This window comes from Stenotrophomonas sp. FW305-C-20-S1 (genome assembly GCF_058783335.1).
In genome coordinates this window covers 18755-43554 of the sequence record NZ_JBYTEK010000030.1, presented here as the reverse complement: position 1 = coordinate 43554, position 24800 = coordinate 18755, and the positions used below count along the sequence as shown (strand labels likewise).

The 24800-nt window shown below is 65.3% G+C and carries 24 protein-coding genes, 1 pseudogene and 1 riboswitch; of the genes and pseudogenes, 12 read left to right on the top strand and 13 right to left on the bottom strand.

The features are described 5' to 3' along the window. Nucleotides 1-120: 120 nt before the first annotated feature. A complete protein-coding gene (locus tag AC3WTC_RS15415; RefSeq protein ID WP_492711838.1) occupies nt 121-2514 on the top strand; it encodes an autotransporter family protein in 2394 nt (797 codons plus the stop codon). A 245-nt stretch (nt 2515-2759) separates the two neighbouring features. Further along, a pseudogene (locus AC3WTC_RS15410) lies at nt 2760-2922 on the top strand (FAD-binding oxidoreductase); the annotation flags it as partial. Here AC3WTC_RS15410 and AC3WTC_RS15405 read toward each other — a convergent pair. Continuing rightward, nucleotides 2857-3348 (bottom strand): hypothetical protein, encoded by a 492-nt coding sequence (locus AC3WTC_RS15405; protein ID WP_492711848.1) that lies wholly within the window; start codon nt 3346-3348, stop codon nt 2857-2859. The pseudogene AC3WTC_RS15410 and the gene AC3WTC_RS15405 sit on opposite strands and share 66 nt — an antisense overlap. A gap of 328 nt (nt 3349-3676) precedes the next feature. On the opposite strand from AC3WTC_RS15405, the gene AC3WTC_RS15400 reads away from it, so the two are divergent. Both AC3WTC_RS15400 and AC3WTC_RS15395 read left to right on the top strand, forming a co-directional pair. Next, a complete protein-coding gene (locus AC3WTC_RS15400) occupies nt 3677-6082 on the top strand; it encodes an autotransporter family protein (protein ID WP_492711837.1) in 2406 nt (801 codons plus the stop codon). Nucleotides 6083-6549: 467 nt separating this feature from the next. After that, complete coding sequence (locus AC3WTC_RS15395; RefSeq protein WP_080150017.1) at nt 6550-6960, top strand: hypothetical protein; 411 nt, start codon at nt 6550-6552, stop codon at nt 6958-6960. Nucleotides 6961-7117: 157 nt separating this feature from the next. Here AC3WTC_RS15395 and thiL read toward each other — a convergent pair whose 3' ends face one another. The 5 genes from thiL to AC3WTC_RS15370 all read right to left on the bottom strand — a co-directional run bounded on the left by thiL (nt 7118) and on the right by AC3WTC_RS15370 (nt 11026). Next, nucleotides 7118-8080, bottom strand: a complete 963-nt coding sequence (gene thiL, locus AC3WTC_RS15390) for a thiamine-phosphate kinase (protein ID WP_051562411.1) — start codon at nt 8078-8080, stop codon at nt 7118-7120. Nucleotides 8081-8200: 120 nt separating this feature from the next. Then, entirely contained in the window at nt 8201-8680 is a 480-nt protein-coding gene (nusB, locus tag AC3WTC_RS15385; RefSeq protein ID WP_025876637.1) for a transcription antitermination factor NusB, read from the bottom strand. Beyond that, nucleotides 8677-9144, bottom strand: a complete 468-nt coding sequence (gene ribH / locus AC3WTC_RS15380) for a 6,7-dimethyl-8-ribityllumazine synthase (protein ID WP_025876639.1) — start codon at nt 9142-9144, stop codon at nt 8677-8679. The genes nusB and ribH overlap by 4 nt, the downstream gene beginning before the upstream one ends. Before the next feature lie 158 nt (nt 9145-9302). After that, nucleotides 9303-10403, bottom strand: a complete 1101-nt coding sequence (ribB, locus tag AC3WTC_RS15375) for a 3,4-dihydroxy-2-butanone-4-phosphate synthase (protein WP_032978962.1) — start codon at nt 10401-10403, stop codon at nt 9303-9305. Next, the gene (locus tag AC3WTC_RS15370; protein WP_492711834.1) at nt 10400-11026 is read right to left on the bottom strand and encodes a riboflavin synthase; all 627 of its coding nucleotides are present in this window, start codon (nt 11024-11026) and stop codon (nt 10400-10402) included. Before AC3WTC_RS15370 ends, ribB begins: the two co-directional genes overlap by 4 nt. 77 nt (nt 11027-11103) lie before the next feature. Beyond that, a riboswitch (FMN riboswitch) is annotated at nt 11104-11250 on the bottom strand. A gap of 242 nt (nt 11251-11492) precedes the next feature. On the opposite strand from AC3WTC_RS15370, the gene AC3WTC_RS15365 reads away from it, so the two are divergent. From AC3WTC_RS15365 to AC3WTC_RS15355, 3 genes are all read left to right on the top strand, one after another. Beyond that, complete coding sequence (locus tag AC3WTC_RS15365; RefSeq protein ID WP_105163442.1) at nt 11493-12116, top strand: outer membrane beta-barrel protein; 624 nt, start codon at nt 11493-11495, stop codon at nt 12114-12116. A 149-nt stretch (nt 12117-12265) separates the two neighbouring features. Next, on the top strand, nt 12266-13147 hold the full coding sequence (locus AC3WTC_RS15360) for a hypothetical protein (RefSeq protein ID WP_105163441.1): 882 nt from the start codon (nt 12266-12268) through the stop codon (nt 13145-13147). Between the two features lie 7 nt (nt 13148-13154). Next, entirely contained in the window at nt 13155-13781 is a 627-nt protein-coding gene (locus AC3WTC_RS15355) for a hypothetical protein (protein WP_492711833.1), read from the top strand. Between the two features lie 196 nt (nt 13782-13977). Here the strand turns inward: AC3WTC_RS15355 and AC3WTC_RS15350 are convergent, their stop codons facing one another. Beyond that, nucleotides 13978-15006, bottom strand: coding sequence for a hypothetical protein (locus AC3WTC_RS15350; RefSeq protein WP_492711832.1), 1029 nt, complete (start codon nt 15004-15006; stop codon nt 13978-13980). A 259-nt stretch (nt 15007-15265) separates the two neighbouring features. On the opposite strand from AC3WTC_RS15350, the gene AC3WTC_RS15345 reads away from it, so the two are divergent. The 3 genes from AC3WTC_RS15345 to AC3WTC_RS15335 are packed head-to-tail and all read left to right on the top strand — an operon-like array spanning nt 15266 to nt 17109. Next, nucleotides 15266-16135: a hypothetical protein gene (locus tag AC3WTC_RS15345; RefSeq protein WP_492711830.1), complete on the top strand. Its 870-nt coding sequence runs from the start codon at nt 15266-15268 to the stop codon at nt 16133-16135. 12 nt (nt 16136-16147) lie between these two features. Beyond that, on the top strand, nt 16148-16795 hold the full coding sequence (locus tag AC3WTC_RS15340) for a hypothetical protein (protein ID WP_492711828.1): 648 nt from the start codon (nt 16148-16150) through the stop codon (nt 16793-16795). Beyond that, nucleotides 16792-17109, top strand: coding sequence for a hypothetical protein (locus AC3WTC_RS15335; protein ID WP_492711827.1), 318 nt, complete (start codon nt 16792-16794; stop codon nt 17107-17109). The genes AC3WTC_RS15340 and AC3WTC_RS15335 overlap by 4 nt, the downstream gene beginning before the upstream one ends. 94 nt (nt 17110-17203) lie before the next feature. On the opposite strand, the gene ribD is transcribed toward AC3WTC_RS15335, so the two are convergent. The 6 genes from ribD to AC3WTC_RS15305 all read right to left on the bottom strand — a co-directional run bounded on the left by ribD (nt 17204) and on the right by AC3WTC_RS15305 (nt 21897). Further along, nucleotides 17204-18289 carry a bifunctional diaminohydroxyphosphoribosylaminopyrimidine deaminase/5-amino-6-(5-phosphoribosylamino)uracil reductase RibD gene (ribD, locus tag AC3WTC_RS15330; protein WP_080150025.1) on the bottom strand — a complete coding sequence of 362 codons (1086 nt, stop codon included), beginning with the start codon at nt 18287-18289 and terminating at the stop codon, nt 17204-17206. Between the two features lie 116 nt (nt 18290-18405). Then, nucleotides 18406-18927 carry a transcriptional regulator NrdR gene (gene nrdR / locus AC3WTC_RS15325; protein ID WP_025876654.1) on the bottom strand — a complete coding sequence of 174 codons (522 nt, stop codon included), beginning with the start codon at nt 18925-18927 and terminating at the stop codon, nt 18406-18408. 94 nt (nt 18928-19021) lie between these two features. Beyond that, entirely contained in the window at nt 19022-19465 is a 444-nt protein-coding gene (locus tag AC3WTC_RS15320; protein WP_431601821.1) for a hypothetical protein, read from the bottom strand. Between the two features lie 30 nt (nt 19466-19495). Next, nucleotides 19496-19915: a hypothetical protein gene (locus tag AC3WTC_RS15315; protein ID WP_492711825.1), complete on the bottom strand. Its 420-nt coding sequence runs from the start codon at nt 19913-19915 to the stop codon at nt 19496-19498. Nucleotides 19916-19982: 67 nt separating this feature from the next. Further along, nucleotides 19983-21236 carry a serine hydroxymethyltransferase gene (gene glyA, locus AC3WTC_RS15310; protein ID WP_025876660.1) on the bottom strand — a complete coding sequence of 418 codons (1254 nt, stop codon included), beginning with the start codon at nt 21234-21236 and terminating at the stop codon, nt 19983-19985. Nucleotides 21237-21420: 184 nt separating this feature from the next. Further along, nucleotides 21421-21897: an RcnB family protein gene (locus tag AC3WTC_RS15305; RefSeq protein ID WP_025876662.1), complete on the bottom strand. Its 477-nt coding sequence runs from the start codon at nt 21895-21897 to the stop codon at nt 21421-21423. Nucleotides 21898-22149: 252 nt separating this feature from the next. Between AC3WTC_RS15305 and ettA the strand changes: the two genes are divergently transcribed. Then, nucleotides 22150-23814: an energy-dependent translational throttle protein EttA gene (ettA, locus tag AC3WTC_RS15300; protein ID WP_025876664.1), complete on the top strand. Its 1665-nt coding sequence runs from the start codon at nt 22150-22152 to the stop codon at nt 23812-23814. Between the two features lie 245 nt (nt 23815-24059). Then, on the top strand, nt 24060-24749 hold the full coding sequence (locus tag AC3WTC_RS15295; protein WP_492711823.1) for an outer membrane protein: 690 nt from the start codon (nt 24060-24062) through the stop codon (nt 24747-24749). The last annotated feature ends 51 nt before the right edge of the window (nt 24750-24800 follow it).

Here is a 24800-nt window from a genome sequence, read left to right as displayed (position 1 = left end):
CAGAAGACCCTCCGATCACTCCGCCTTCACAGATCGAAGGCGTATACGTCACCCGGCTGAACGGGCGGGGCAAAGGGTCGATGCCGTCTCCACCGATTTCCTTCGCAAAGGACACTATCCATGAGCCACTTCCTTCCTGCAGCCACCTCACTGCGCCTGCGCCCGCTGGCACGCGGCCTGCTGCTGGCCCTGGGAACCTTCCCCGCCGGCATGGCGCTGGCCGGTGATCTGGACAACCAGAGCGCCGAAGTAGTGGCAGGCGACCCGGTCGAAGCCTGGACGCTGGTCAATGGCTCACGCCTGAAGGTGGACGGTGGCCAGACGCTTGAGATCGTGGCCGACGACGACTCCGATCTGAACATCCAGGACGCCGTGATAACCCGTAGTGGAACCAGTCAGAGAGCCATTACCCTGAACGACTCGGCGTATCTCGCTCTGGCCCGAAGCCGGATCTTTGGTGGCATCGGGTTGAATGGTGGCACCTCGCAGGCCGTCCTGTGGCAGAGCTCGATCTCCGTGACCCCTGCCTCGTTGCGCCCTGGCGAGGCCCTTTCGGTCGGCGTCGACCTGGCAAGCTCGGCAACAGGAAACGGTGCTGCCAGCCCCACGGCAACCATCAACGACACCACCATCTACGTGGAAGACGCCCCAGTCGCCAGCCGCGATGTCGCCAACGGCGTTGGCGTGCGGATCCAGTTCGGGCAGATGGATATCGTCAACGGCTCGCGTGTGGATGCATCCAATATCGGCGCGGTGCTCTGGGGCGAAGTCAATCCGGATCAACGCCTCCGTCTGAACATCGATAACTCCACCCTGCAATCTGGTCGCGGCGCTGCCATCCGGGTCAATGCAGCCGCTGACAATACCTACGACATCACCGTGGCCAATGGGGCGCAGCTGACCGGCGGCGATGGCAACCTGCTGCTGGTGGGCCGCGACATCGGCGTGGCTACCTCGCGTACCGACGTCAACTTCAATGTGGATGACGCCCGTTTGGCCGGCAACGTCACCTTGGACCTTGCCAGCGCCCCCACCGCCAAGGTCGACCTCGCCCTGCGCAACAAGGCGCAGATCGACGGCCGTTTCCTCAACGTCACCAGCGCCAGCATCGACAGCGACAGCACCTGGCTGATGACCGGCGACAGCAACGTCGGCCACCTCGCGCTGGGCAACACCGGCACCGTGGCACTGGGCAATGGCAGCACGTTCAACACCCTTACCATCGACAGCTTCGATGGCACGGGCGGCACCCTGCTGTTCAACACCCACCTGGGTGATGACAGCTCGGCCACCGACAAGCTGATCATCAACGGTGATGCCAACGGCCAGGCCAACGTGCGCGTGCTCAATGCCGGCGGCGCCGGCGCGCAGACCGACCGCGGCATCGAGCTGATCGATATCGGCGGTGCGTCCAATGCGCAGTTCGACCTGGTCGGCCGCGCCGTGGGCGGGCAGTACGAGTACTTCCTGGTGAAGGACGCCAACGGCAACTGGTACCTGCGCTCGCAGACCGGTGCCGGCCCTGATCCGTGCGTGGTCGATCCCACCCTGCCCGAGTGCAAGCCGATCGATCCGGTGGACCCGGTGGATCCGCCGCCGCCGGTATTGCGCCCGGAAACCGGCGCCTACCTGGCCAACCAGTTCGCGCTGGACCAGATGCTGCGCCATCAGTACCGCGACCGCCAGGGCGGCGCCGCTGCGGCGGATGGCATCCGCAGCTGGGCCCGGGTGGATGCCACGCAGAGCAAGCTGGGTGCGGTGGATGACCAGCTCGACCTGCGCGTGGACCGCTCGCGCCTGCAACTGGGTGCGGACGTGGGCGTGTTCGATGACGGCCGTGGCCGCATCGGCGTAATGGGTACCGCTGCACGCAGCAGCGTCACCTCGCGCTCGGACCTGACCGGCTACAGCGCACGCGGCAAGGTGGAAGGTGGCGCGCTGGGTGTGTACGGCAACTGGAGCACCGATGCGCTGTATGTGGACGCCAGCGTGCAGCGCGGCCAGTTCCGCAACCGCGTGCAGGGCGAAGGTCTGGCCGAGGAGCGCTACGACTCGGATATCTGGCAGTCGTCGCTGGAGGCGGGCTATCGCTTCGGCATCGGCCAGATCGGCACTACCTCGCTGAGCCTGCAGCCGGAACTGCAACTGGTCTACACCGATGCAAAGACCGAGGTGCATACCGAAACCAACGGCACCGTGGTGCGTGCAGCGGGCAACAGCGGCCTGTCCGGTCGTGCTGGCCTGCGCCTGCAGGGTGAATCGCGCTCTGCAGCGGGTGCCTCGGTCAGCCCGTATCTGGCGGCCAACTGGTACCGCGATGGTGCTGGTAACGGCATCGCCTTCGACGACGAAGTGCTGAGGGCCGGCATCCCGCGCAACCGCTATGAACTGAGCGCGGGTGCGCGCGTGGAATTCCGTTCCGGCTTCAGTGCCTGGGGCGGGTTCGGGGTGATGCGCGGTGACAGTGGCTACCGCGAAGCGACGGCGAACCTCAGCGTCGCCTACAAGTGGTGATGTAGAAAAGGACACGGTGCCGGATGACCTCCGACGCCGTGCTGCTTTCTTTCTTCTGTAAAGCCGATGCACGCTCGGCTGCCTGCTGCGCATCCACCACGTGGACGCCGCCGATGGTCAGCCGTGGCCGGACGGTGCGCCGATGGCGATGAACATGCTTGGCCGCTGCCATGAGCTGGGCCAGAGCACCAGGACGCAAGCAGTGCTTTGGCATTGCGGTGGCACGCATTGATCGCGCCGAGGCTGCACTGACCTTCACCGCCGAGGGTAACGCTATGATCGCACTGGACGTAGCGATGGAAGGCCGCGCGCGACCAGCTGTGGGCCGCACGCAACGCCTTGTCACCCGCGCTGCGCAGCGTCGCCCCGGGCAAGATCAACGAAATGGAGGTTGCTGGCCTCCAGCGCGCCACCTTCAAGGCCGACACCGACACTAGCCTGGCCTTCGGTCTCGATGCGGGTACCGGTCAACATGGCAGAACCTCCACTGGCAATCGAAATGCCCGTAGCACCGTAGCCGGTGGTGACGATGCTGCCACCCGTCAAGGCAACATGGCTGCCTGCGCCTTCAACGCGTACAGCGGCGGCACGCATTCCTCCAGTGCGCAGATTCACTTCGCCAACGGGCACAATCGTGCCGCCATTGAGTGCGTGGAATACATGCCCGGCCGGGTTGCTTGGCTCCACCGGCTCACTGGTCTGGTAATCGCCTGCTGCCGGCGTCTGATCATCGCCATCGGCAATGACCTGCTGCGCAAATGCAGGCAGGGACGAGCAGAGAATCATGGCCAGCGCGATCGGCAGTGCGCGGCGCGGCGGAAGCGAGGGGGACATGGGGGTATCTCCTGGAAACGGCGGCCCATGCTCCACGTACAGCCTACGTACGGATATCGAACGCGTTGCAGATGGAGTGCGGCGTTGGGCCACCGGGGGTGTCTGCCTGATGAACCGCGCGCAGTGCTAAGCGAGCTTTGCAACTATTTGCATGGGCGGCACGACGCGCGCAGTGGAGACTGGAGGCCAATAAAGACAGATGGCTTCGCAGAAGACCCTCCGATCACTCCGCCTTCACAGATCGAAGGCGTACACGTCACCCGGCTGAACGGCCTGGGCAAAGGGTCGATGCCGTCTCCACCAATTTCCTTCGCAAAGGACACTATCCATGAGCCACTTCCTTCCTGCAGCCACCTCACTGCGCCTGCGCCCGCTGGCACGCGGCCTGCTGCTGGCCCTGGCATCGTTCCCGGCGGGCATCGTCCTCGCAGGCGATCTGGACAACCAAAGCGCTGAAGTTGTGGGCGGCGATCCGGTCGAAGCGTGGACGCTGATCAATGGGTCTTCGCTCACGGTGCGTGGTGGCCAGACCAACGAGATCATCGCAGGCGATTCCTCCACCGTCGTACTCGACGGCGCACAGGTGACACGTATTGGTAGCGGAAGGACTTCCCAGGAAGCGGTGGAACTGAATGGCGCAGCGTCGCTCAATGCCCGCAACAGCGCGTTCATCGGCGGCGGGGTCACCCTCAATGGCGCCAGCGTTTCGGCACAGCTGTCAGACAGCACGATCTCGGTGACCACCGCCGGGCTCCGTCCAACTGAACCCAAAGCGATTGGCGTGGACCTGATCAACGTTGTCACCGGTACCGGCTCACACCCGTACGCACGCGTTGATTCGACCCGGATCGACGTGCAGGATGCACCCGATGCCTCCAACGAAATCGCAACCGGCATAGGTGCTCGACTGCAACTCGGCGCCATGGACATCGTCAACGGTTCACGCATCACCGCTGCCAATACGGGCGTGCTGCTGTGGGGGGCCGGTAATGGCACCGGAAGCATCCGTCTGAACATCGATAACTCCACGCTGCAGTCTGGTCGCGGCGCTGCCATCCGGGTCAATGCACTTGTTGACAACACCTACGACATCACCGTGGCCAATGGGGCGCAGCTGACCGGCGGCGATGGCAACCTGCTGCTGGTGGACGACTACAAAGGTCCGGTCAACACGCGCACCGACGTCAACTTCAATGTGGATGACGCCCGATTGGCCGGCAACGTCACCTTGGACCTTGCCAGCGCCCCCACCGCCAAGGTCGACGTCGTCCTGCGCAACAAGGCGCAGATCGACGGCCGTTTCATCAACGTCACCAGCGCCAGCATCGACAGCGACAGCACTTGGCTGATGACCGGCGACAGCAACGTCGGCCACCTCGCGCTGGGCAACACCGGCACCGTGGCACTGGGCAATGGCAGCACGTTCAACACCCTTACCGTCGACAGCTTCGATGGCACGGGCGGCACCCTGCTGTTCAACACGCACCTGGGCGATGACAGCTCGGCCACCGACAAACTGGTCATCAACGGCGATGCCAATGGCCAGGCCAACGTGCGCGTGCTCAATGCCGGCGGCGCCGGCGCGAAGACCGACCGCGGCATCGAGCTGATCGATATCGGCGGTGCGTCCAATGCGCAGTTCGATCTGGTCGGCCGCGCCGTGGGCGGGCAGTACGAGTACTTCCTGGTGAAGGACGCCAACGGCAACTGGTACCTGCGTTCGCAGACCGGCGCCGGCCCGGACCCGTGCGTGGTCGATCCCACCCTGCCCGAGTGCAAGCCGATCGATCCGGTGGACCCGGTGGTTCCGCCGCCGCCGGTACTGCGCCCGGAAACCGGCGCCTACCTGGCCAACCAGTTCGCGCTGGACCAGATGCTGCGCCATGGCTGGCGTGACCGTCAGGGCGGCAGCACTGCCGCCAGCGATGGCGTCCGCAGCTGGGCCCGGGCGGATGCCACGCAGAGCAAGCTGGGTGCGGTGGATGACCAGCTCGACCTGCGCGTGGACCGCTCGCGCCTGCAACTGGGTGCGGACGTGGGCGTGTTCGACAATGGTCGTGGCCGCGTGGGCGTGATGGGTACCGTCGCGCAGTCCAGCGCCACCTCGCGCTCGGACCTGACCGGCTACAGCGCACGCGGCAAGGTGGAAGGCGGCGCGCTGGGCGTGTATGGCAACTGGAGCACCGATGCGCTGTATGTGGATGCCAGCGTGCAGCGCGGCCAGTTCCGCAACCGCGTGCAGGGCGAAGGCCTGGCCGAGGAGCGTTACGACTCGGATCTCTGGCAGTCGTCCGTGGAGGCCGGTTACCGCTTCGGCATCGGTCAGATCGGCACTACCGCGCTGAGCCTGCAGCCGGAACTGCAACTGGTCTACACCGATGCAAAGACCGACGTGCATACCGAAACCAACGGCACCGTGGTGCGTGCAGCGGGCAACAGCGGCCTGTCCGGTCGTGCTGGCCTGCGCCTGCAGGGCGAATCGCGCTCTGCAGCGGGTGCCTCGGTCAGCCCGTATCTGGCGGCCAACTGGTACCGCGATGGTGCCGGCAATGGCATCGCCTTCGACGACGAAGTGCTGAAGGCCGGCATCCCGCGCAACCGCTATGAACTGAGCGCGGGTGCGCGCCTGGAATTCCGTTCCGGCTTCAGTGCCTGGGGCGGGTTCGGGGTGATGCGTGGTGACAGTGGCTACCGCGAAGCGACGGCGAACCTGAGCGTCGCCTACAAGTGGTGATGTAAACACGAACGGCGCCGGAGAGATCCGGCGCCGTTCTGGTTTCTGCTTTCTGCAGCGCCGAGCATGCGCTCGGCGTTACAACAAATGTCGCAACTGGCACGCGCAGGTGTGCTCCGGCTTCGCGCAGCGTGTTCGATATGCGTCTGCAATGTTTTCGAAATTGAAACTTTTCTGATTGGTATAGCAGCACCTGCATGCACATCATGGCGCGCCACCGACAACGGGTGGCACGGGCTTGCAATCCCGTTAGGTTGATGTGTTGTTTACGCTTGCCTGTCGGCGTCGCTCTTTCCTTGTTGGGCGGCGTCGGCAGGCAATCCGTCCGTGCCCTATGGCGGGCGGTGCGTGGGGGTCTCGTACCCGCCGGCGTTTCTACATCAACCTCCGGTATTGCAACCACGCACCGTCCGCCGCCCTCGCGCACTGCGAGGGCGGCCCCTTGCTTCGCACTCAAGGACGCCGCCATGACTTCTTCGCTCTATCCCTATCTGTTCGCCACACTGGGCGACGCCGTCGAACGCCTGCCGGATGATCTGGCCAAAGCACTGGAAACCACATTGGGCAGTACGATGCGCGCCCACGCCGACGAAGGCATCACCCTGCTCAGCTGCCTGCAGCGCATCCGCGACGTGGACGCTGCCGATGGCCAGCCGTGGCCGGACAAAGGACGCAAGCAGTGCTTTGGTTTCGCGATGGCACGCATCGACCGCGCCAATGCCGGGCTGACCTTGCTGCTGGAACTGCTGCACGCCATCGAGCGCGTACGCGTGGACGGCGATGCCGACCAGCAGGTGGGCGATGACGTGCGCGAAGGCTTGCTGCTGGCCTGCCGTGGGCTGGCCGAGTATGTGGATGTGCAGTTGCGGGTGGCGTGAGCAGGGCTGCTGCACGCGCCGGCCCTGCCCTTGGTAGCTGCCAACCTTGGTTGGCATGGCCGCAAGGCCATATGCAGGACGAGACGGCGTGCCAACCAAGGTTGGCACCTACCAGAGCAGCACGGTAGCGCCGGGCCATGCCCGGCGTTCTCATGTGTCAGGCGAAATGCTCGTATCCGCTCGGGCCGTCGTGGCCTTCCGTGTGCACGCCCTGCCCTTCCATGATGCGGCCGATGCGGGTGATCGGCACGTCCAGCGATTCGGCCACGTAGTGCAGCGCGTCGCGCTGGTCGGCGGCGGCGGTGAAGCACAGTTCGTAGTCGTCGCCGCCGTGCAGCGCGCAATCACGGGCGCCGTCACGACCGAGCAGTTCGCGCAGTGCCGACGACATCGGCAATGCATCGGCGTCGACTTCGGCGCGTACGCCGCTGCGTGCAGCGATGTGGCCCAGGTCGGCCAGCAGGCCATCGGAGATGTCCACGGCGGCATGCGCGAATGCACGCAGGCGCAGGCCCAGGGTGACGCGTGGGGTGGGACGCAGCAGGCGCAGGCGCAGGGTTTCGTAGTCCGCCAGCAGGGTGGCGGCGGTGACGTTCAATGCGCCCTGCTGCCACAGGCGCAGCGCACCGGCAGCATCGCCGAGGGTGCCGCTGACCCAGATGTCATCGCCAATCTGTGCGCGATCACGACGCAGCGCCTGGCCGCGTGACACCTGGCCCATCGCGGTAACCGACAGCGACAGCGGGCCACGCGTGGTGTCACCGCCGATCAGGGCGATGTCGTGCTGGTCGGCCAGGGCGAAGAAGCCATCGGCGAAGGCATCGATCCAGTCTTCGCTGGCTTCGGGCAGCGACAGCGCCAGCGTGCACCAGGCCGGGCGCGCGCCCATCGCGGCGAGGTCGGACAGGTTGACGGCCAGCGTCTTCCAGCCGATGTCGAACGCCGGGGTCTCGGCCGGGAAATGCACGCCGCTGTTGAGCGTGTCGGCGGTGACCACCAGTTGCTCGTTCGGGCGCGGCTGCAGCAGCGCGGCGTCATCGCCGATGCCGAGCACGATGTCGTCGCGCTCGACGGTGCGGGCGCGGATGCGGTCGATGAGGGCGAATTCGGCCAGGGACATGGGGCGCTCCCGCGTTTGTACGTGCCGCGCCGTGCGCGGTGGGCGGTAGTGCCGGCCGCAGGCCGGCAACCTCAGAATCCCTGCAGTTGCCGGCCAGCGGCCGGCATTACCACAGGTGGGTCAGTGACCCGATTCGACCTTGCGCCATTCCACGGCGGCACGATCCAGCACGCCGTTGACGTAGGTGTGGCCATGTTCGGAACCGAAGCGCTTGGCCGATTCGATGGCTTCGTTGATCACCACGCGGTACGGCACGTCCAGGCGGTAACGCAGTTCGTAACCGGCCAGGCGCAGCACGGCGCGTTCGATCGCGTCCACTTCGTCGATGCCACGGTCCAGGTACGGGCCGAAGGCTTCGTCGATGTCGCGACGGTTGTCGAGCACGCCATGCACCAGCGCTTCGAAGTACGCCAGGTCGGCGATTTCGCGGGCCTGTTCGTGGGCGAACTGGGCGATCAGCGACTGGCCGTTGCCGCCGGAGATCTGCCAGGCATAGATGGCCTGCACGGCACGACGGCGCGCGCGCGAGCGCAGCACCGGATCGATGCCATCGCGGCGGACGGGTTTACCGGAGGGCTTGCCCTGGGTGTTCTTGTTCATGGCAGCTGCTCCAGAAGGTTGACCATTTCCAATGCGGCGAGCGCGACTTCCTCGCCCTTGTTGCCGTGGCTGCCGCCTGCGCGGGCCTCGGCATCTTCCACGCGTTCCACGGCCAGCACGCCGTTCAGCACCGGCACGCCGAAGTCCAGCTGCACGCGCATCAGGCCTTCGGCACAGCGGTCGGCCACGTGTTCGTAGTGGCGGGTGTCGCCACGGATCACGCAGCCCAGGGTGAGGATGGCGGCGTGTTCGTGGGCGGCGGCCAGGCGCGCGGCGACCAGCGGCAGCTCCCAGGCACCCGGCACGCGGATCACGTCGATGTTGGCTTCGGCAATGCCGTTGCCGGCCAGGCTCTGGCGGGCGCCAGCAACCAGCACATCGGTGATGCGGGCGTTCCAGCGGCTGGCCAGGATGGCGAAGCGCGCCGATTCGGGAGTGCGAAGATCGCCTTCGTAGTGGCTCATATGCGGCTTGGGATTCGATTAAGGGGTAATTCTACCGTGGATGGGCCCCGGCCGTGGCTGGCGGGGGCCCGGGGCGTGCCGACCAACGGTCGGCACCCACCAGCTGCAGTGGGCCGCCCCTTTGTGGGTGCCGACCGTTGGTCGGCACACCGAGCGGGTTACGGGGTGACCGTCTCCACCACTTCCAGGCCGTACCCGGCCAGTCCGATCTGGCGGCGGGGCGTGCCCAGCACGCGCAGCTTGCCCAGGCCCAGGTCGGACAGGATCTGCGCGCCGGCACCGTTGCGGCGCCACTGGCCCACATCCTTGTCCTTGCCCGGCACCACCGGCGCCGGCTGCTGGCGCAGGCGGGCCAACAGCGCTTCGCCGTCGCGCGGGGCCGACAGCACCACCATCACGCCACTGCCTTCGGCGGCGATCGCGCGCAGGGCATCGGTGGCCGCCACGCCGAAGTCATCGCGGCGCCAGTGCAGCAGGTCGGCCAGCGGGTTTTCCACCTGCACGCGCACCAGGGTGGGCGTGTCCGCATCCGGGGTGCCGCGGACCAGGGCGAAATGCAGGTCGTGGGCGATTCGGTCGCGGTAGGTGACCAGCTTGAACGGGCCGAACTCGGTGTCGATATCACGCTCGTCCACGCGCTCGACGGTCTTTTCGGTGGCCAGGCGATAGGCGATCAGGTCGGCGATGGAGCCCATCTTCAGGCCGTGCTCGCGGGCGAACACTTCCAGCTCCGGGCGGCGCGCCATGCTGCCGTCCGGGTTGAGGATCTCCACCAGCACGCCGGCCGGTTCCAGCCCGGCCAGCATGGCCAGGTCGACGCCGGCTTCGGTGTGGCCGGCGCGGGTCAGCACGCCACCGGGCTGGGCAATCAGCGGGAAGATGTGGCCCGGCTGGTGCAGGTCCGACGGCTTGGCATTGGGCTTCACCGCGGTGCGGATGGTGTGCGCGCGGTCGTGTGCCGAGATGCCGGTGGTCACGCCCTCGGCCGCTTCGATGCTGACGGTGAAGTTGGTCTGGAACTGCGCGGTATTGGCCTGCACCATCGGCGCCAGGCCGAGGTCGGCGGCGCGGGTGCGGGTGAGCGGCAGGCACACCAGGCCGCGGCCATGGGTGACCATGAAGTTGATGTCGCTGGCCTTGACCAGCTCGGCGGCCATGATCAGGTCGCCTTCGTTCTCGCGGTCTTCGTCATCGACGATGACGACCATGCGGCCGAGGCGGATGTCTTCCAGGATGTCGGGAATGGGGGCGAAGTTCATGGGGTATCTCCCTGTGGGTGCTGACCGTTGGTCGGCACTCCGATCAACCGCTCGACATAACGAGCGACCAGATCGATTTCCAGATTGACCGCGCTGCCCACGCCGGTGGCGGAGAACGCGGTATTGGCCACGGTGTGCGGGATCAGCGCCACTTCAAAGCCTTCCTCGTCCACTTCGTTGACGGTGAGGCTGACACCGTCCACGCAGATCGAGCCCTTCTTGGCGATGTAACGGCGCAGGGCGGCCGGCGCGGCGAAACGCCAGCGCTGGGCACGCGCATCTTCATGGATGGACAGGACCTGGCCGAGGCCGTCGACGTGGCCGCTGACCAGATGGCCGCCGAGGCGGTCGGTCGGGCGCATGGCACGTTCGAGGTTGATGACCGCACCTTCGGCCAGTTGGCCGAGCGTGGTCAGGCCCAGGGTCTCGGTGGACGCATCGGCCTGGAAGCTGCCGGCGTCGAACGCGATGACGGTGAGGCAGACGCCGTTGATGGCGATGCTCTCGCCCATCTGCACGTTGTCGAATGGCAGGTTGCCGACGTTGAAGGTGAAGCGGACATCGCCGCCGATGGATTCGCGTGCGGCCAGACGGCCGACGCCTTCGATGATTCCAGTAAACAAGTAACGTTCTCCGCGAAAAGTGAGCGAAAAACGCCGCAAGGCAAACAGGCGGGCGCAGGGCCGCAAAGGCCCTGTGGCACCGTCTTCTTTCATCCGGACTATGACCGTCGGCTCCGGCATTGGACCGGATCTGCTGACCCCCGACGGTAAGGCCGGGGCGCTCGCGGGCTCGTGCTTGCGCACCTACCGCCGGTGGGGAATTGCACCCCGCCCTGAAGACGTTTGTGTACCGGCGAACCGGCGCGCCAAGTGTAACAGCCCGGGCTGAACGGGGCCGGATGCCCCGGGGGGCGGATCCCTTTCCGCAGGAAAGGGCTCTGACCCCACCCGGGCGCGTCCGAGCCTGTGACGGCCGTCGCTCGCATTTCGTAAAACTTTCATTAAAATCGGCGGTCGGACGACATGAGGTCGCCACGGACTGCCGCACAGGTGGGCCGCCAATGGACTGAAATTCACAGGAATTCCCATGCGCAAGATCCTGATCGTGGCCGCCCTGCTGGCCGCTGCCCCGTTCTCGGCCTCCGCCGACGCCCTGAGCTACACCTACGTCGAAGGCGGCTGGACCCAGGTCAAGACCGACGACGACGTGTTCAACGACCCGAAGGTTGATGGTGGCTACGTGCGCGGTTCAATCGCGCTGGCCGAGCAGGTGCACGTGTTCGGCGGCTGGAACTACGCCAGCAAGTCGTACGACTACGACTACGGCTCGATGAAGCTCAAGCTGAACCAGCCGGAGCTGGGCATCGGTTACCACATGCCCTTCAGCGACCGCGTCGACTACACCGCCGACATCGCCTGGGTCCGCCAGCAGGCTGAAATCACCGTCAAGGACGTGGACTACGGCCGCTTCAGCGTGAAGGACCACACCAACCTGGTGCGCGCCACCATGGGCCTGCGTGGCAAGCCTTCGCGCATGACCGAAGCCTGGATCAAGGCCGGTTACATGGACGGCGGCAACGAATTCAAGGGCACCTGGGTCGGCACCGTCGGCGGCCAGATCAACTTCACCCGGACCTGGGGCCTGGTGGGCGAGATCTCCGGCTACCGCGACGTCACCCAGTACTCGGCCGGCGTCCGCGCCAGCTTCTGATTGCCCGATCCTCGTCGTGCGATCGAACGGGCTCCGCAAGGGGCCCGTTTTTTGTTGGCCGTCGCGCGCAATACGCTTGGCTGTGGCACGCCATCGAATGCAATGACAATTGCGCTAGGCTTGCCGCCCTCTGGAACAGGAACACCGTCATGAAGACCCCGATCCGCGGCCTGCTGGCCACCGCACTGCTGTGCGCCCCGTTGTTCGCCGCGGCCGCCCCGGCGCAGCTGAGCCCCGAACAGACCTTCGATCTGTACGCACGCGCATTGCTGGAAGACGATGCCGCCGCCACGCGTACGCTCAACGATGCATTGAAGCCGGCCTTCGACGGCCAGGATTCGGTAACGCCGGTGCCGGGCATGATGGCCCAGGCCCTGGCCGAGCCGTGGCAGACGGTGCTGGCCGTGGCTGGAGTGAAGGGCGATCCGGCAGCGGCGGAAGCGATGTATGCCAAGGCGCTGAAGGCCTCGCAGTGCCGTGCCACGCGCAGCACGGTGGAAGACAACGAATTCGTGGACGACCAGAAGATCGCCAAGGTCGATTTCAGCTGCCAGCTGGCCGACCTGGGCAGCGTGCAGCCGTTGTTCCTGGCCAGCCTGACGGGTGAGGACAAGGCTCCGCGCGCGCGCTTCACCGAGGCCTATACCCAGGCCCTGCAGAGTGGCCCGCGCAAGGCCGTGACCGGCACCCTCACCCTGTACACCGCCAAGGACAAGGGCTATTGGTACAGCAGCAACTTCGATGATCTGGTGGGCCCGGTGCTGGATGCGCTGGCGCCGTTCGATGGCTGGATGCAGGACGTTGAAGCAGCCAAGGCACCGAAGGTGACCGGCGTGCCGGCCTGCGATCTGCTGCTGCAGCAGCACCGCAGCTGCGTGGCGAAGATCGCACCGGACCAGATCAGCGGCGTGGATGCGATGACCGAAGAGTTGAAGGCCAAGACGCAGGTGATGTCGGCCGAGGAAATGACGCAGGAGTGCAAGGCACTGCGTCCGATGGCCGAGATGATGTGGACCGACGAATGCGCCTGAGAGGGTCGTGTTGAAGACATGGGGGCTGGCAGCGCTGCTGCTGGCCTTCATTAGTGCGCGAGCAGGTTCTGCGGCATTGCCGGACGCGCAGATATTCGACCTGTTTGCGCAGGTGATCGTGCACGGCGATGCGCCTGCGCAGCGTGCGTTGGCGCAGTACATGCAAGGCGACAAGGGTGTGGCCATCGCTGCGGCCCTGGCCGGTGTGAGCCACCTGGACGACGCACCGGAAATGGCCGATTGGCCGCAGGCGGCGGCCGCGCTGCGGGCGCGACAGGCCTCGGTGCGATGCACGACCGACAGCGTGCAGTACCCGTACGGGCCTGACGGTGACAGTGCCCTGGTGGACTACCGTTGCGCCCTGCCGGATCTGGCGGCGCTGCTGCCCGTGTACCGGCAACACCCGGTGCCGTTCAATGGCCCGCACCCGCCACAGATGGCGCCGGCACTGGCGGCGGCGTACACGCAGCTGCTCGCCGATGCGCCGGATAGGGAGCGGAATGTCACGCTGGCCTTCGAACGCGATAGCGGCGGTCGCTGGCGGGCAGACCCCTCGCCGCTGATGGGGACACTGGCCGATGCCTTCCTGCCGTTCTTCGAATGGAATGAACACCCGCCCGGTGAGGATCGTTGAACTGACGAAGGGGACGGAGAGGGTTACGTCGTTTGTGGCAAAAAAGAACTTAATTCCCTCCGCCCCTTTTTCATGGCCGCAGCAGCAGGCGCAGGTCGTCGCCCACTTGGCCGCGCCCGATCACCGCGATGATGTGGAACGACTCGTGCCCACACACTTGCAATGCCGGACGGCGCCCAGCGATTCCGCGCCATCGTCATTCTTCGTCATCATCATCTGGATCCTCGCCGAACTCCGGTCGATACTGCAGGTACTCACAGCCATGCAGCGTTTTGCCGGGCCTCCAATCGCGCGCGATGCGTGCGCGGTTCTCCAGCCAGCCATCGGCGGCAGTGTCGGTATCGTGGAAGCCGACGAAGGCGACGTCGTCCCAGCCCTCATACGGAGGGAGATCCCATTCGCCTGCCAGGTCCCCGGCAATGTTTCCATCAAGTTCTGCATAGAGGGTCTGACCGACCTTCATGAAACGCGAGACAGGCCTGCCGGCGATCATGACCGGCGCCGGCGGCGTCCACCAGCGATGGCCGTCCTCGTCCTCCCCATCCTTCCAGCCTTTGAAGCGCGCGTCAGAGGTGTGTGCAGACATGCCCACCGCCCAACCGGCAGTGTAGTTGCGCAGCGCATCGGCCTTGCAGGTCAGCACATCGTCCAGCTCGGTGGCGATGTCCATGCCCGGGGCGAACACCACATCTGGCTCCTTGCCACGCCTGCGCAACTGCTCAGCGCGGGTATCGAAGCCCTCTTCGCACCCAACCAGGATGGCGTCCGGATGCGTGGATATCCGCGATGCCACCAACAAGCGCGTATGCAATCCGCCATCACCGCTATTACGCAGCGACAGAGTCCGCTGGCGAATATGCGGCGCCATACTGACGCTTAGCGGGTGCAGCTCCAACTGCCGCGATATTTCGTCCAACGGCATGCCATCGATGATGGCCATCGTAGCGCCAGAGAGGACGGCGATGCGGCGGGTCGAATGGCCGAAAGCAGTAACTGGGGCCGGCAGTTCCACTTCGTGCAATGAAGGGTTGGCCTGCTTGACTACCTCCCAGTCGCGAAAGGCCGCCTGCGGAGGTTCTCCACCCAGTGCGACCCGCCACAGGTTGCGATGCACAGGCTTCTTGACCGCAGCCGGCGCACGGCACTCGATGACGGCTACCAGATCATGCAGGGCCTGCTCAACGGTCAGTTCATCAAGGGGTTCTTCACGGTCGTCATTGGCCAAGGATGTCGCTGGAACCAGAAGGGCCAGAGGAAGAAGCACAGACAACGCGAGGACTCGATATGAACGCGACAATGCACTGGCCTGCAAAGAAGGGCCCACCACTGTGCCCGCCGACTCCGCGTAGAAGAATAGGAAAGTTTTCAAATCTTCTCGGCGGCGTGCTTCGGAAGCACGGGTCCAGTTTTTCAGACTAATTGCATGGACGCAGGAACTGCTCCCCGAGATCCTCGGGCATCGTTCCGATCGACCAAGTGCTGACATGTTGAAGCCGATTCTTGCCCTGCTGCTGGGCACTCCCCTCGCGGCTGCTACCGCGGCGCCCGCCGCACTTTCGCTGGAAGATTCCTTCGATGCGCATGCGCGCGTCATTACCCAGAATGATGAGAAGGCCAAAGCCGCTCTGCGCAACAGTCTTCGCACGGCAGATGCAAGCGACATCGCCGACATCGTCGACGAGCTGTACGCTTTCGAAAATCTGGCGGCTGGTTTCGAGGAGCCTGCAGCCAGCATCATCAGCGCACGTCGCAAGACCATCCACTGCCTTGCCGACAGAATCGAAAAGAGCAACTCGTCCGAACGCGGCATCGTGGACTACCACTGCACGCTTCCCGATGTTTCCGCTGCGTTTGGGGCCTACCGTGACGCCAAGGCACGACATCGCTCAGGAGAGCAGAGCTTGGAGGGGGCCAAGGCATTCCTGCAAACGTATGCAGCCATTCTGCGCGATGCGCCTGACACCAGGTACGAGGCGCGAGCGGAATTCTCGCGCGTTGGCGACAACGGACCATGGGCCAGTATCGACATGGGCCTTCTTGGGCTGGAGCTCTTGAAACAGCTGATGCCCTTCCAGGCATGGGACGAGCGGATCGAGGCGGAAGCGGTCACCGCGTACTCTGGCATTCCCGTATGCGACCTGATGTTGGATGCTCAACTGAAGTTCGCCGAACGCTATGATCCGGATAGCCCGCTGCAACGGGGCACGACCTTGCAGGACATCGTGGCGGAAAAAGTACGATCACTGGGCCCCAACCTGGCCGAGGCGTATTGCAGGGGAACCCACGATCGGAACCGCGCGGTGTGGGAAGGCCCAATCAGCCAGGAAGACACTGATCAGGTACGGGCAGAATAGAAGGAATTCCAAATGCTCACTCGCCTCCGCCGTATCACGCGCCCCGCTCTGCTTCTTCTGCACGCCCTGCTGCTTGCGGCTTGCTCACAGGCGCCACAGCCGTCAATGGCCGTCCCGGGATCGGTCGTCAGCCTCGCACCGCCACCCGGATTCAGGCCCGCACCCAACTTCTCCGGCTTCGTCAGTGAGGACGGACGGGCGAGCATCCTGGTGGCTGAATTGCCCGCGGAGGCCAGTAGCGCGGTCAGCGGACTATTCGTGGATGAGCCCACCGCGCGTAGTCGCTTCGCCAGCCAAGGCGTCCAAGTCGATCGCCTGGAATCGCTCAGCCTCGAAGGGCGCACGGTTCCGGTGGTCATCGGCAGCCAGGCCGCACACGGTTACACCTTCGGAAAGTGGGTGGCGCTTTTCAGCGGGTCTCCGACAGTCATGGTCACGGTTCAAGCCCCGCGCGACCATGCACTAACACACAAGCAGGCCATGCAGGCGCTGGCAACGGTAACACTGCGTCCGCAGGCCACGCTTGAGGAGAAGATCGCCGCGATGCCTTTCAGCATCAAGCCTGCGCCTCCTTTCCGTCTGCTTGATACCCTGTCCGGATCAGCCGTGGCACTTACGGCCGGCGAACTGGACACTGATCCCAGGGTCGCCAACCCTTGATTGTCGTCGCCTCCCAGCTTTCTCTCCCGTTTGCCTCGAACGATCCACAGAAGGTGTCCGATCAGTTGATTTCAGGGAGTGTCCGGATTCAGGACGGAACGATTACCTCAAGAGAGAATGTGCCGTTCGGTGGTATCACCGGGCACCGTGTTGATGGGATCACACCCGACGGACGCCACTACCGCCACTACCTTGCCCTATGGCCGGGTGAACGGTTCGTCCGTTTGGTCGCCATTCTGCCGGCGGGCAGTTCCAAGGAAACGGAAGACGCGGTTGAGGCCATGGCCGCCTCGGTTCGATTCCGCGAGCCATGACAGCACAGCGGTCGGCCGAAGAGATGGCGCAGGTAGACCGACGAATGTGCGTGACGTGGTAGCGCCGGGCACGGCCGGGCGCTACCGCATTGCGCTACGGCCGCAGCAGCAATCGCAGATCCTCACCCACTTGGCGCTGGTCGATCACGCGCAGGCGACGCTGTTGGTCCATCACCTCGATGCCGAGGTCGGCCAGCAACGGGCGGCCGCTGTCGCCCAGCAGTGTTGGAGCCTGATACATCAGCAGTTCGTCCACCCAGCCACCACGCACCAGCGCGCCGGCCAGCGTTGCACCGGCTTCGGTGTGCACCTCGTTGATGCCGCGCTCGGCCAGCAGTGCCAACACCGCGCCCAGATCAAGGCGACCGTGGCGGACGGCTACGCTGGCAAAGGCGGCGTCGGCGGCGTCGGGCGGGCTGATCATTGCATCGTGCAGGTACAGCGTGGGCGCCCCACCCTCGCGCACACGGCTGCATTCCAGCGAGCGCAGGCGGGAATCGAGGACGACGCGCAGGGGCGGCATGACTTCAGTGTCAGCCAGGCGCACGGTCAGCATCGGGTCGTCGGCGATGACGGTGTCGGCGCCGGTGAGGATCGCGCCAGCGCGCGCGCGCCAGTGCTGCACATCTTCGCGAGCGGCGGGACCGGTGATCCACTTCGAGCTGCCGTCGGCCATCGCGGTACGGCCATCGAGGCTGGCGGCCAGCTTCACCCGCAACCAAGGACGACCGCGCTCCACGCGCGACAGGAAGCCCTTGTTGAGTTCGCGCGCCTGTGCCGCCATCAAGCCCTCGGCGACCTCGATGCCAGCGTCACGCAGCAGGTCGAAGCCACCGCCATCGACTTTCGGGAACGGGTCGCGCATTGCTGCGACCACGCGCGACACGCCGGCTTCGATCAGCGCCAGTGCGCACGGCGGCGTGCGGCCGTAATGCGCGCAGGGTTCCAGGGTGACGTAGGCGGTGGCACCACGCGCTTCGGTGCCGGCTTCGCGCAGGGCGAACACTTCGGCGTGCGGGCCGCCAGCGCGCTGGTGCCAGCCCTGCCCGACCACGCGCTCGCCATGGGCGATCACACAGCCGACCATCGGATTGGGACGGGTGGTATAGGCACCGCGCTCGGCAAGCCGCAATGCGGCGGCCATGTGCAGGTGGTCAAGAACGGTGAACGATATGCTCATGTCGCCATGGTACCGCCGTCAGCACGGTGCCAGCCAAGGCCCAGTAGATCCACGCCATGCGTGGATGGGCAGAGTACGGCGCCAACCAAGGTTGGCAGCTACCGATGCAAAGGCCGTCAGCCCTTCTTTTTCTTGGTCAGGGCAATCACATCGCCCAGCAGCTGCAACTGCTCGGTGCTGGAAGGCAGATCGCGTTCGAGCTTCTCGATTTCTTCGCGGAAATCGGCCACGTCCTCGAAGCTGCGATAGACCGAAGCGAAACGCACATAACCGACATGGTCAAGCTTGCGCAGTTCGTTCATCACGAACTCGCCCACTTTGATCGACGGCACTTCGCGTTCGCCGCTGATGCGCAGCTGATGCACCACTGCGCGCACCGCCGCCTCGATCTTCTCTTCCGGCACCGCACGCTTCTGCAGCGCGCGGTCAAAGCCGGCGCGGACCTTGCGGGCATCGAAGGCTTCACGGGTGCCATCGCTCTTGACGATGGCCGGCAGCTTCAGTTCAACGGTTTCCAGCGTACTGAAGCGTTCGTTGCACGCCTCGCACTCACGCCGACGACGAATCGTCGCGCCGTCTTCGGAGACGCGCGAGTCGATGACCCGTGTATCGGCATGCTGGCAGAAGGGGCAATGCATTGAACGCCTGGCTCAGGGGAATACCTGCTGCCACGGTCGTGGCAGCGTCGCAACGGTACCTGAGAAGGGGTTTTGCAGCAAATGCAGGCGGCAATCAGCCTTGTCCGGCAAGGCCCGGAGCGCGACGCAACCACACCAGATGCGCAGTCGGCACCAGCAGCGGCACGCCCAGCACCAGATAGCCCAGTACCTGCCAGGGGCTGCCGGCAAACAAGCTGAAAAGCACCACGCCGATCACCGCCAGCGCCGCCATCGCGCCCAGCGCCAAGCCGATCCAGAGAATACGGGCGGTGTGCCGCAGGCCATCGCGCCCTAGCCGCAGGTAGCGGATGCTGAGCCACAACCAGGTGAGCAAGCCGATCACACCCGCCAGCGCCCACAGCAACAGCACCGCACCTTCGTCGCCGCGCATCAGGCCGTGGCGGGTCAGGAAGGTGTAGATGCCGAAGCCGGCGACGCCGCCACCGGCCACCAGTGCAGGCAACCCCAGCAGCAGGCATTGGGCGATATACAGACGTTTGTGCAGGCGCTCATCCATGCGTTCGAATCTCCTTGCTGGCTGCTTGCTTCACGTGCGTGGCCGCAGCCACAACAGCATGGCGGCCGGAACCAGCAGCGACGGCCCCAGCAGCAGCAGTCCGAAGCCTTCGGCGTGAACCTTGACGCTCCACCACGCCGCCAGCCCCAGCGGCGGGAAGGCGGCCAGACCTCCGGCCAGCAACATCCACCACCAGACCGGCCGCACCCGCAGGCCGGCACGTCCTTGCATCAGGTAACCCGCACTGAGCCACAGCCAGGCCAGGCAGCCGGCCATGCCGGCCAGGCCCCACAGCGGCATCAGCGTCACCGATGCCAGGGTGCCGTGACCAAACTGGCCCAAGCCCATCAACAGTAGCAGCATCGCTGCGGCCCCGCCGCCTACCAGGCTGGGCAGGCCGAAGAGCACAGCCAAGGCTGCATAGAGATACCTGAGGCGGCGCTCATCCATGCGCGGGTACTCCGGTGCCGGGGTCAGAACCCTTCCCGCAGGGAAGGGCTCCGACCCCAATGCCCGATCAACCGTAGACCGGGTACTTGCGGCACTGCGCGCTGACCGCATCACGCACGCGGGCGATCACGGCCTCATCGGCCGGGGCGTCGAGCACGTCGGCGATCCAGTTGGCCAGGTCCACGCAGTCCTGTTCCAGGTAACCGCGGGTGGTCACCGCCGGGGTGCCCAGGCGCAGGCCAGAGGTCACGAACGGCGAACGCGGGTCGTTCGGCACCGAGTTCTTGTTGACGGTGATATGGGCCTTGCCCAGTGCGGCTTCCGCGTCCTTGCCGGACACGTCCTTGCCGATCATGTCGACCAGCATCAGGTGGTTCTGGGTGCCACCGGAGACGATCTTGTAGCCGCGTGCGATGAGCGTGTTGGCCATCGCCTGCGCGTTCTTCACCACCTGCTGCTGGTAGGTCTTGAAGCCCGGCTCCAGCGCTTCCTTGAAGGCCACGGCCTTGCCGGCGATGACGTGCATCAGCGGACCGCCCTGGATGCCCGGGAACACGATCGACTGCAGCTTCTTGACCAGGTCTTCGTCGGCGCCCTTGGCGACGATGATGCCGCCGCGCGGGCCGCGCAGGGTCTTGTGGGTGGTCGAGGTGACCACGTGCGCATGTTCCAGCGGGCTCGGGTAGACGCCAGCAGCAACCAGGCCGGCGACGTGCGCCATGTCGACGAACAGGTAGGCACCGACCTTGTCGGCGATGGCGCGGAAGCGCGCCCAGTCGATCACCTGCGAGTAGGCCGAGAAGCCGGCCACGACCATCTTCGGCTTGTGCTCCAGGGCCAGGCGCTCGACTTCGTCGTAATCGATCAGGCCCTGGTCGTTGACGCCGTACTGCACGGCGTTGAACAGCTTGCCCGAGGCGTTGACCTTGGCACCGTGGGTGAGGTGGCCGCCGTGGGCCAGGCTCATGCCGAGGATGGTGTCGCCCGGCTGCAGCAGCGCGAAGTACACGGCCTGGTTGGCCTGCGAACCGCTGTGCGGCTGCACGTTGGCGTAGTCCGCATCGAACAGCTGCTTGAGGCGGTCGATCGCCAGCTGTTCGGCGATGTCCACGTATTCGCAGCCACCGTAGTAGCGCTTGCCCGGGTAGCCTTCGGCGTACTTGTTGGTCAGCTGGCTGCCCTGGGCTTCCATCACCGCCGGGCTGGTGTAGTTCTCGCTGGCGATCAGCTCGACGTGGTCTTCCTGGCGCTGGGTTTCGGCGGCGATGGCCTTGGCCAGTTCGGGATCGTAGGTTTCGATGCGGACGTCACGCGGGAACATCGGTTACTCCAGCAGGCGGGGAAAGGGGTGCGGCTCAGCCCTTGATTGTAGCCCCGCCCCGGCCTGCTGGGGCCGAAACGACCGGGGCCGGATTCGACGAACGAATCCGGCCCCGTATGGTGTCGAATGGCGTTGTGGGGTCGGAGCCCTTTCCGTTGGAAAGGGATCCGACCCCGGCGCTGCATCAACGGTTGTTGATGATGTAGTCGGCGATGATGCCGGTTGCCACGGCCACCAGCAGCATGTTGCCGCGGTCATCGCGGATCCAGTGGTGGCCGGACGGCGGGCGGCGCAGGTGGTAGCGCGGGTAGTCGTTCACCACGTAGATCGGGCCGCGGTAGTAATCACGATAGCGGTGGCCGCGCTGCCAGCCATAGCCATAGCCGGGCCGGTAGCCCGGGCTGTAGACCACGCGCGGCGGCGGCGGTGCCGGGCGGTAGTAGCCATGGTCGTAGCGGCGGTCGTGGCGGTAGTCACGGCGCGCTTCGCGGCGGTCGCGTTCCCAGTCGCGACGGTCGTGGCGCCACTCGCGGCGATCTTCTCGCCATTCACGGCGGTCGTGGTCGCGACCACGGTGGTCGTTGTCGGCGAAGGCCGGGGCGATGGCGCCCAGCGCCAGTACAGAGGCCACGGCGCCGGCCATGAGTCGATGGATGTGCATGGGAGACCTCTGCTGGGTGGGTGGTGAGCCCATATTGCGCATTCGATCTGAACGGTTTCCGGCTGGAAACGCTTCCCGCTGCGGGACTGTGACGGCCCATTCAGTCCTCGGCCAGCCCCGGGCGCTGCGGACGGCGCGGGGCGTAAGCGGTTCCGGCTATAATTGGGGGTATTCCATTCAGTCTGTGCCCGCTGCCGCAACGGGAAGTTCCCCGTGACGGACCGGGCGCAGGGTCGCGCCTACGGAGACCTCATGTCCTCGCAATACATCTACACCATGAACCGCGTGTCCAAGGTGGTCCCGCCCAAGCGGCAGATCATCAAGGACATCTCGCTGTCCTTCTTCCCGGGCGCGAAGATCGGCCTGCTGGGCCTGAACGGCGCCGGCAAGTCCACCGTGCTGAAGATCATGGCCGGCGTGGACACCGATTTCGAGGGCGAAGCCCGTCCGCAGGCCGGCATCAAGGTTGGCTACCTGGCGCAGGAACCGGAGCTGGACCCGACCAAGACCGTGCGTGAAGCGGTTGAAGAAGGCGTGGGCGAAGTGCTGCAGGCACAGGCTGCGCTGGATGCGGTCTACGCCGCCTATGCCGAAGAAGGCGCCGATTTCGACGCGCTGGCCAAGGAACAGGAGCGCCTGGAGGCGATCCTCGCCGCCGGCGATGCGCACACGCTGGAAAACCAGCTGGACGTGGCTGCCGATGCGCTGCGCCTGCCGCCGTGGGATGCCATCGTCGGCAAGCTGTCCGGTGGTGAAAAGCGCCGCGTGGCGCTGTGCCGCCTGCTGCTGCAGAAGCCGGACATGCTGCTGCTCGACGAACCGACCAACCACCTCGACGCCGAGTCGGTGGAATGGCTGGAACAGTTCCTGGCGCGCTACACCGGCACCGTCGTGGCGGTCACCCATGATCGCTACTTCCTGGACAACGCCGCCGAGTGGATCCTGGAACTGGACCGTGGCCGCGGCATTCCGTGGAAGGGCAACTACACCGACTGGCTGACCCAGAAGGACGAGCGCCTGAAGCAGGAAGACAACCAGGAAAAGGCTCGCCAGAAGGCGATCCAGAAGGAACTGGAGTGGTCGCGCCAGAACGCCAAGGGCGGCCGCACCAAGGGCAAGGCCCGTCTGGCCCGCCTGGAAGAGCTGCAGTCGGTCGATTACCAGAAGCGCAACGAGACCAATGAAATCTTCATCCCGCCGGGCGAGCGCCTGGGCCAGGCGGTGATGGAATTCAAGAACGTCTCCAAGAAGTTCGGCGACCGCCTGCTGTTCGACAACCTGAACTTCCTGGTGCCCTCGGGCGCCATCGTCGGCATCATCGGCCCCAACGGTGCCGGTAAGTCGACCCTGTTCAAGATGATCACCGGCCAGGAAAAGCCGGACACCGGCGAGATCGTCGTCGGCCCGACCGTGCAGCTGTCCTACGTGGACCAGAGCCGCGACGCGCTGGAAGGCAACCACAGCGTGTTCCAGGAAATCGCGGGCGGCCTGGACATCCTCAACATCAACGGCATCGAGATCCAGTCGCGCGCCTATATCGGCCGCTTCAACTTCAAGGGCCAGGACCAGCAGAAGATGGTCGGCTCGCTTTCCGGTGGTGAGCGTGGCCGCCTGCACATGGCCAAGACCCTGTTGCAGGGTGGCAACGTGCTGCTGCTCGACGAACCGTCCAACGATCTGGACATCGAAACCCTGCGCGCGCTGGAAGATGCGCTGCTGGAGTTCCCGGGCAACACGTTCGTCATTTCGCATGACCGCTGGTTCCTGGATCGCATCGCGACCCACATCCTGGCGTTCGAAGGCGATTCGCACGTGGAGTTCTTCCAGGGCAACTACCGCGAGTACGAAGAAGACAAGCGCCGCCGCATGGGCGACGACGCTGCGCCGAAGCGCCTGCGCTTCAAGGCGCTGAAGTAAGCAAGAACGAAAGGCCGCGCTCGCGCGGCCTTTCGCCTTTCATGGGCTGCAATCGATTTTTATTGACGCTTTTGGCCTCTTCGCGACGCGCTTCAACGCCACCCGGCTGAAGGCTGCCCGTGTAAAGCAGTGTTGATTCCTTGTCGCACACGGCATCCTCCGTACTTTGCAACTCGTTGTATGTTCCCGGCCCAACGCTTCGGTTTTCCTACGCACCCGATTCATCCCCCTCGTAGGAAAACACCATGAAAGCACTGATCTCCACCACGGCAGCGCTGCTGCTGTCGGGCACTGCCGCGGCTGCGCCGGCGAACTGGGAAGGCATCTACCTGGGTGCCCATGCCAGCCATGGCGAAGGCCACAGCCAGGACCGCAGCAACGCCAATGCCTCTGAAAAAAGCATCCGTGGCTTCGCTGGCGGGCTGCAGGCCGGCCGCAACTGGCAGTTCGACAACAATGTGGTTGCCGGGATCGAAGGCACCCTTTCCTTCGGCAACATCACCCAGGAGTGGAAGGACCGCGACAACCACCAGTACAGCCCTTACTACGGCAAGGATGCGGTGACCCGTTCGGGCGCAGTCAACCTGACGCTGGGTTACGCGGCAGGCCAGTGGCTGCCGTACGTCAGCGCCGGCGTGAGCGTGGCCCGCCAGGAGTTTTCGCTGGGCTGCGACAAGTCGCTGGTGGAGGCCACCAATGGCTGCCGCGTGGCCGAATTCGAAACCCGCGCGTCCCATGTATCCACCGGCGCGAACGTCGGCGCAGGCATGCTGTACCGCTTCAGCGACCAGCTTTCGGCGGGTGCGGAGTACCGTTACACCCATCTGGGCTCCAGCCCGGTTTACCTGGAAGATCCCAACTACCCGGCTGCGGCGCGACGCAGCTTCCATACCAACTACAGCAGCGTTACGCTGAAGTTGAACTACCACTTCTAACCGCCTGGCGACGCACCCGCCGGTCCTTCGGGCGGCAGGGCGTGCAGGTAC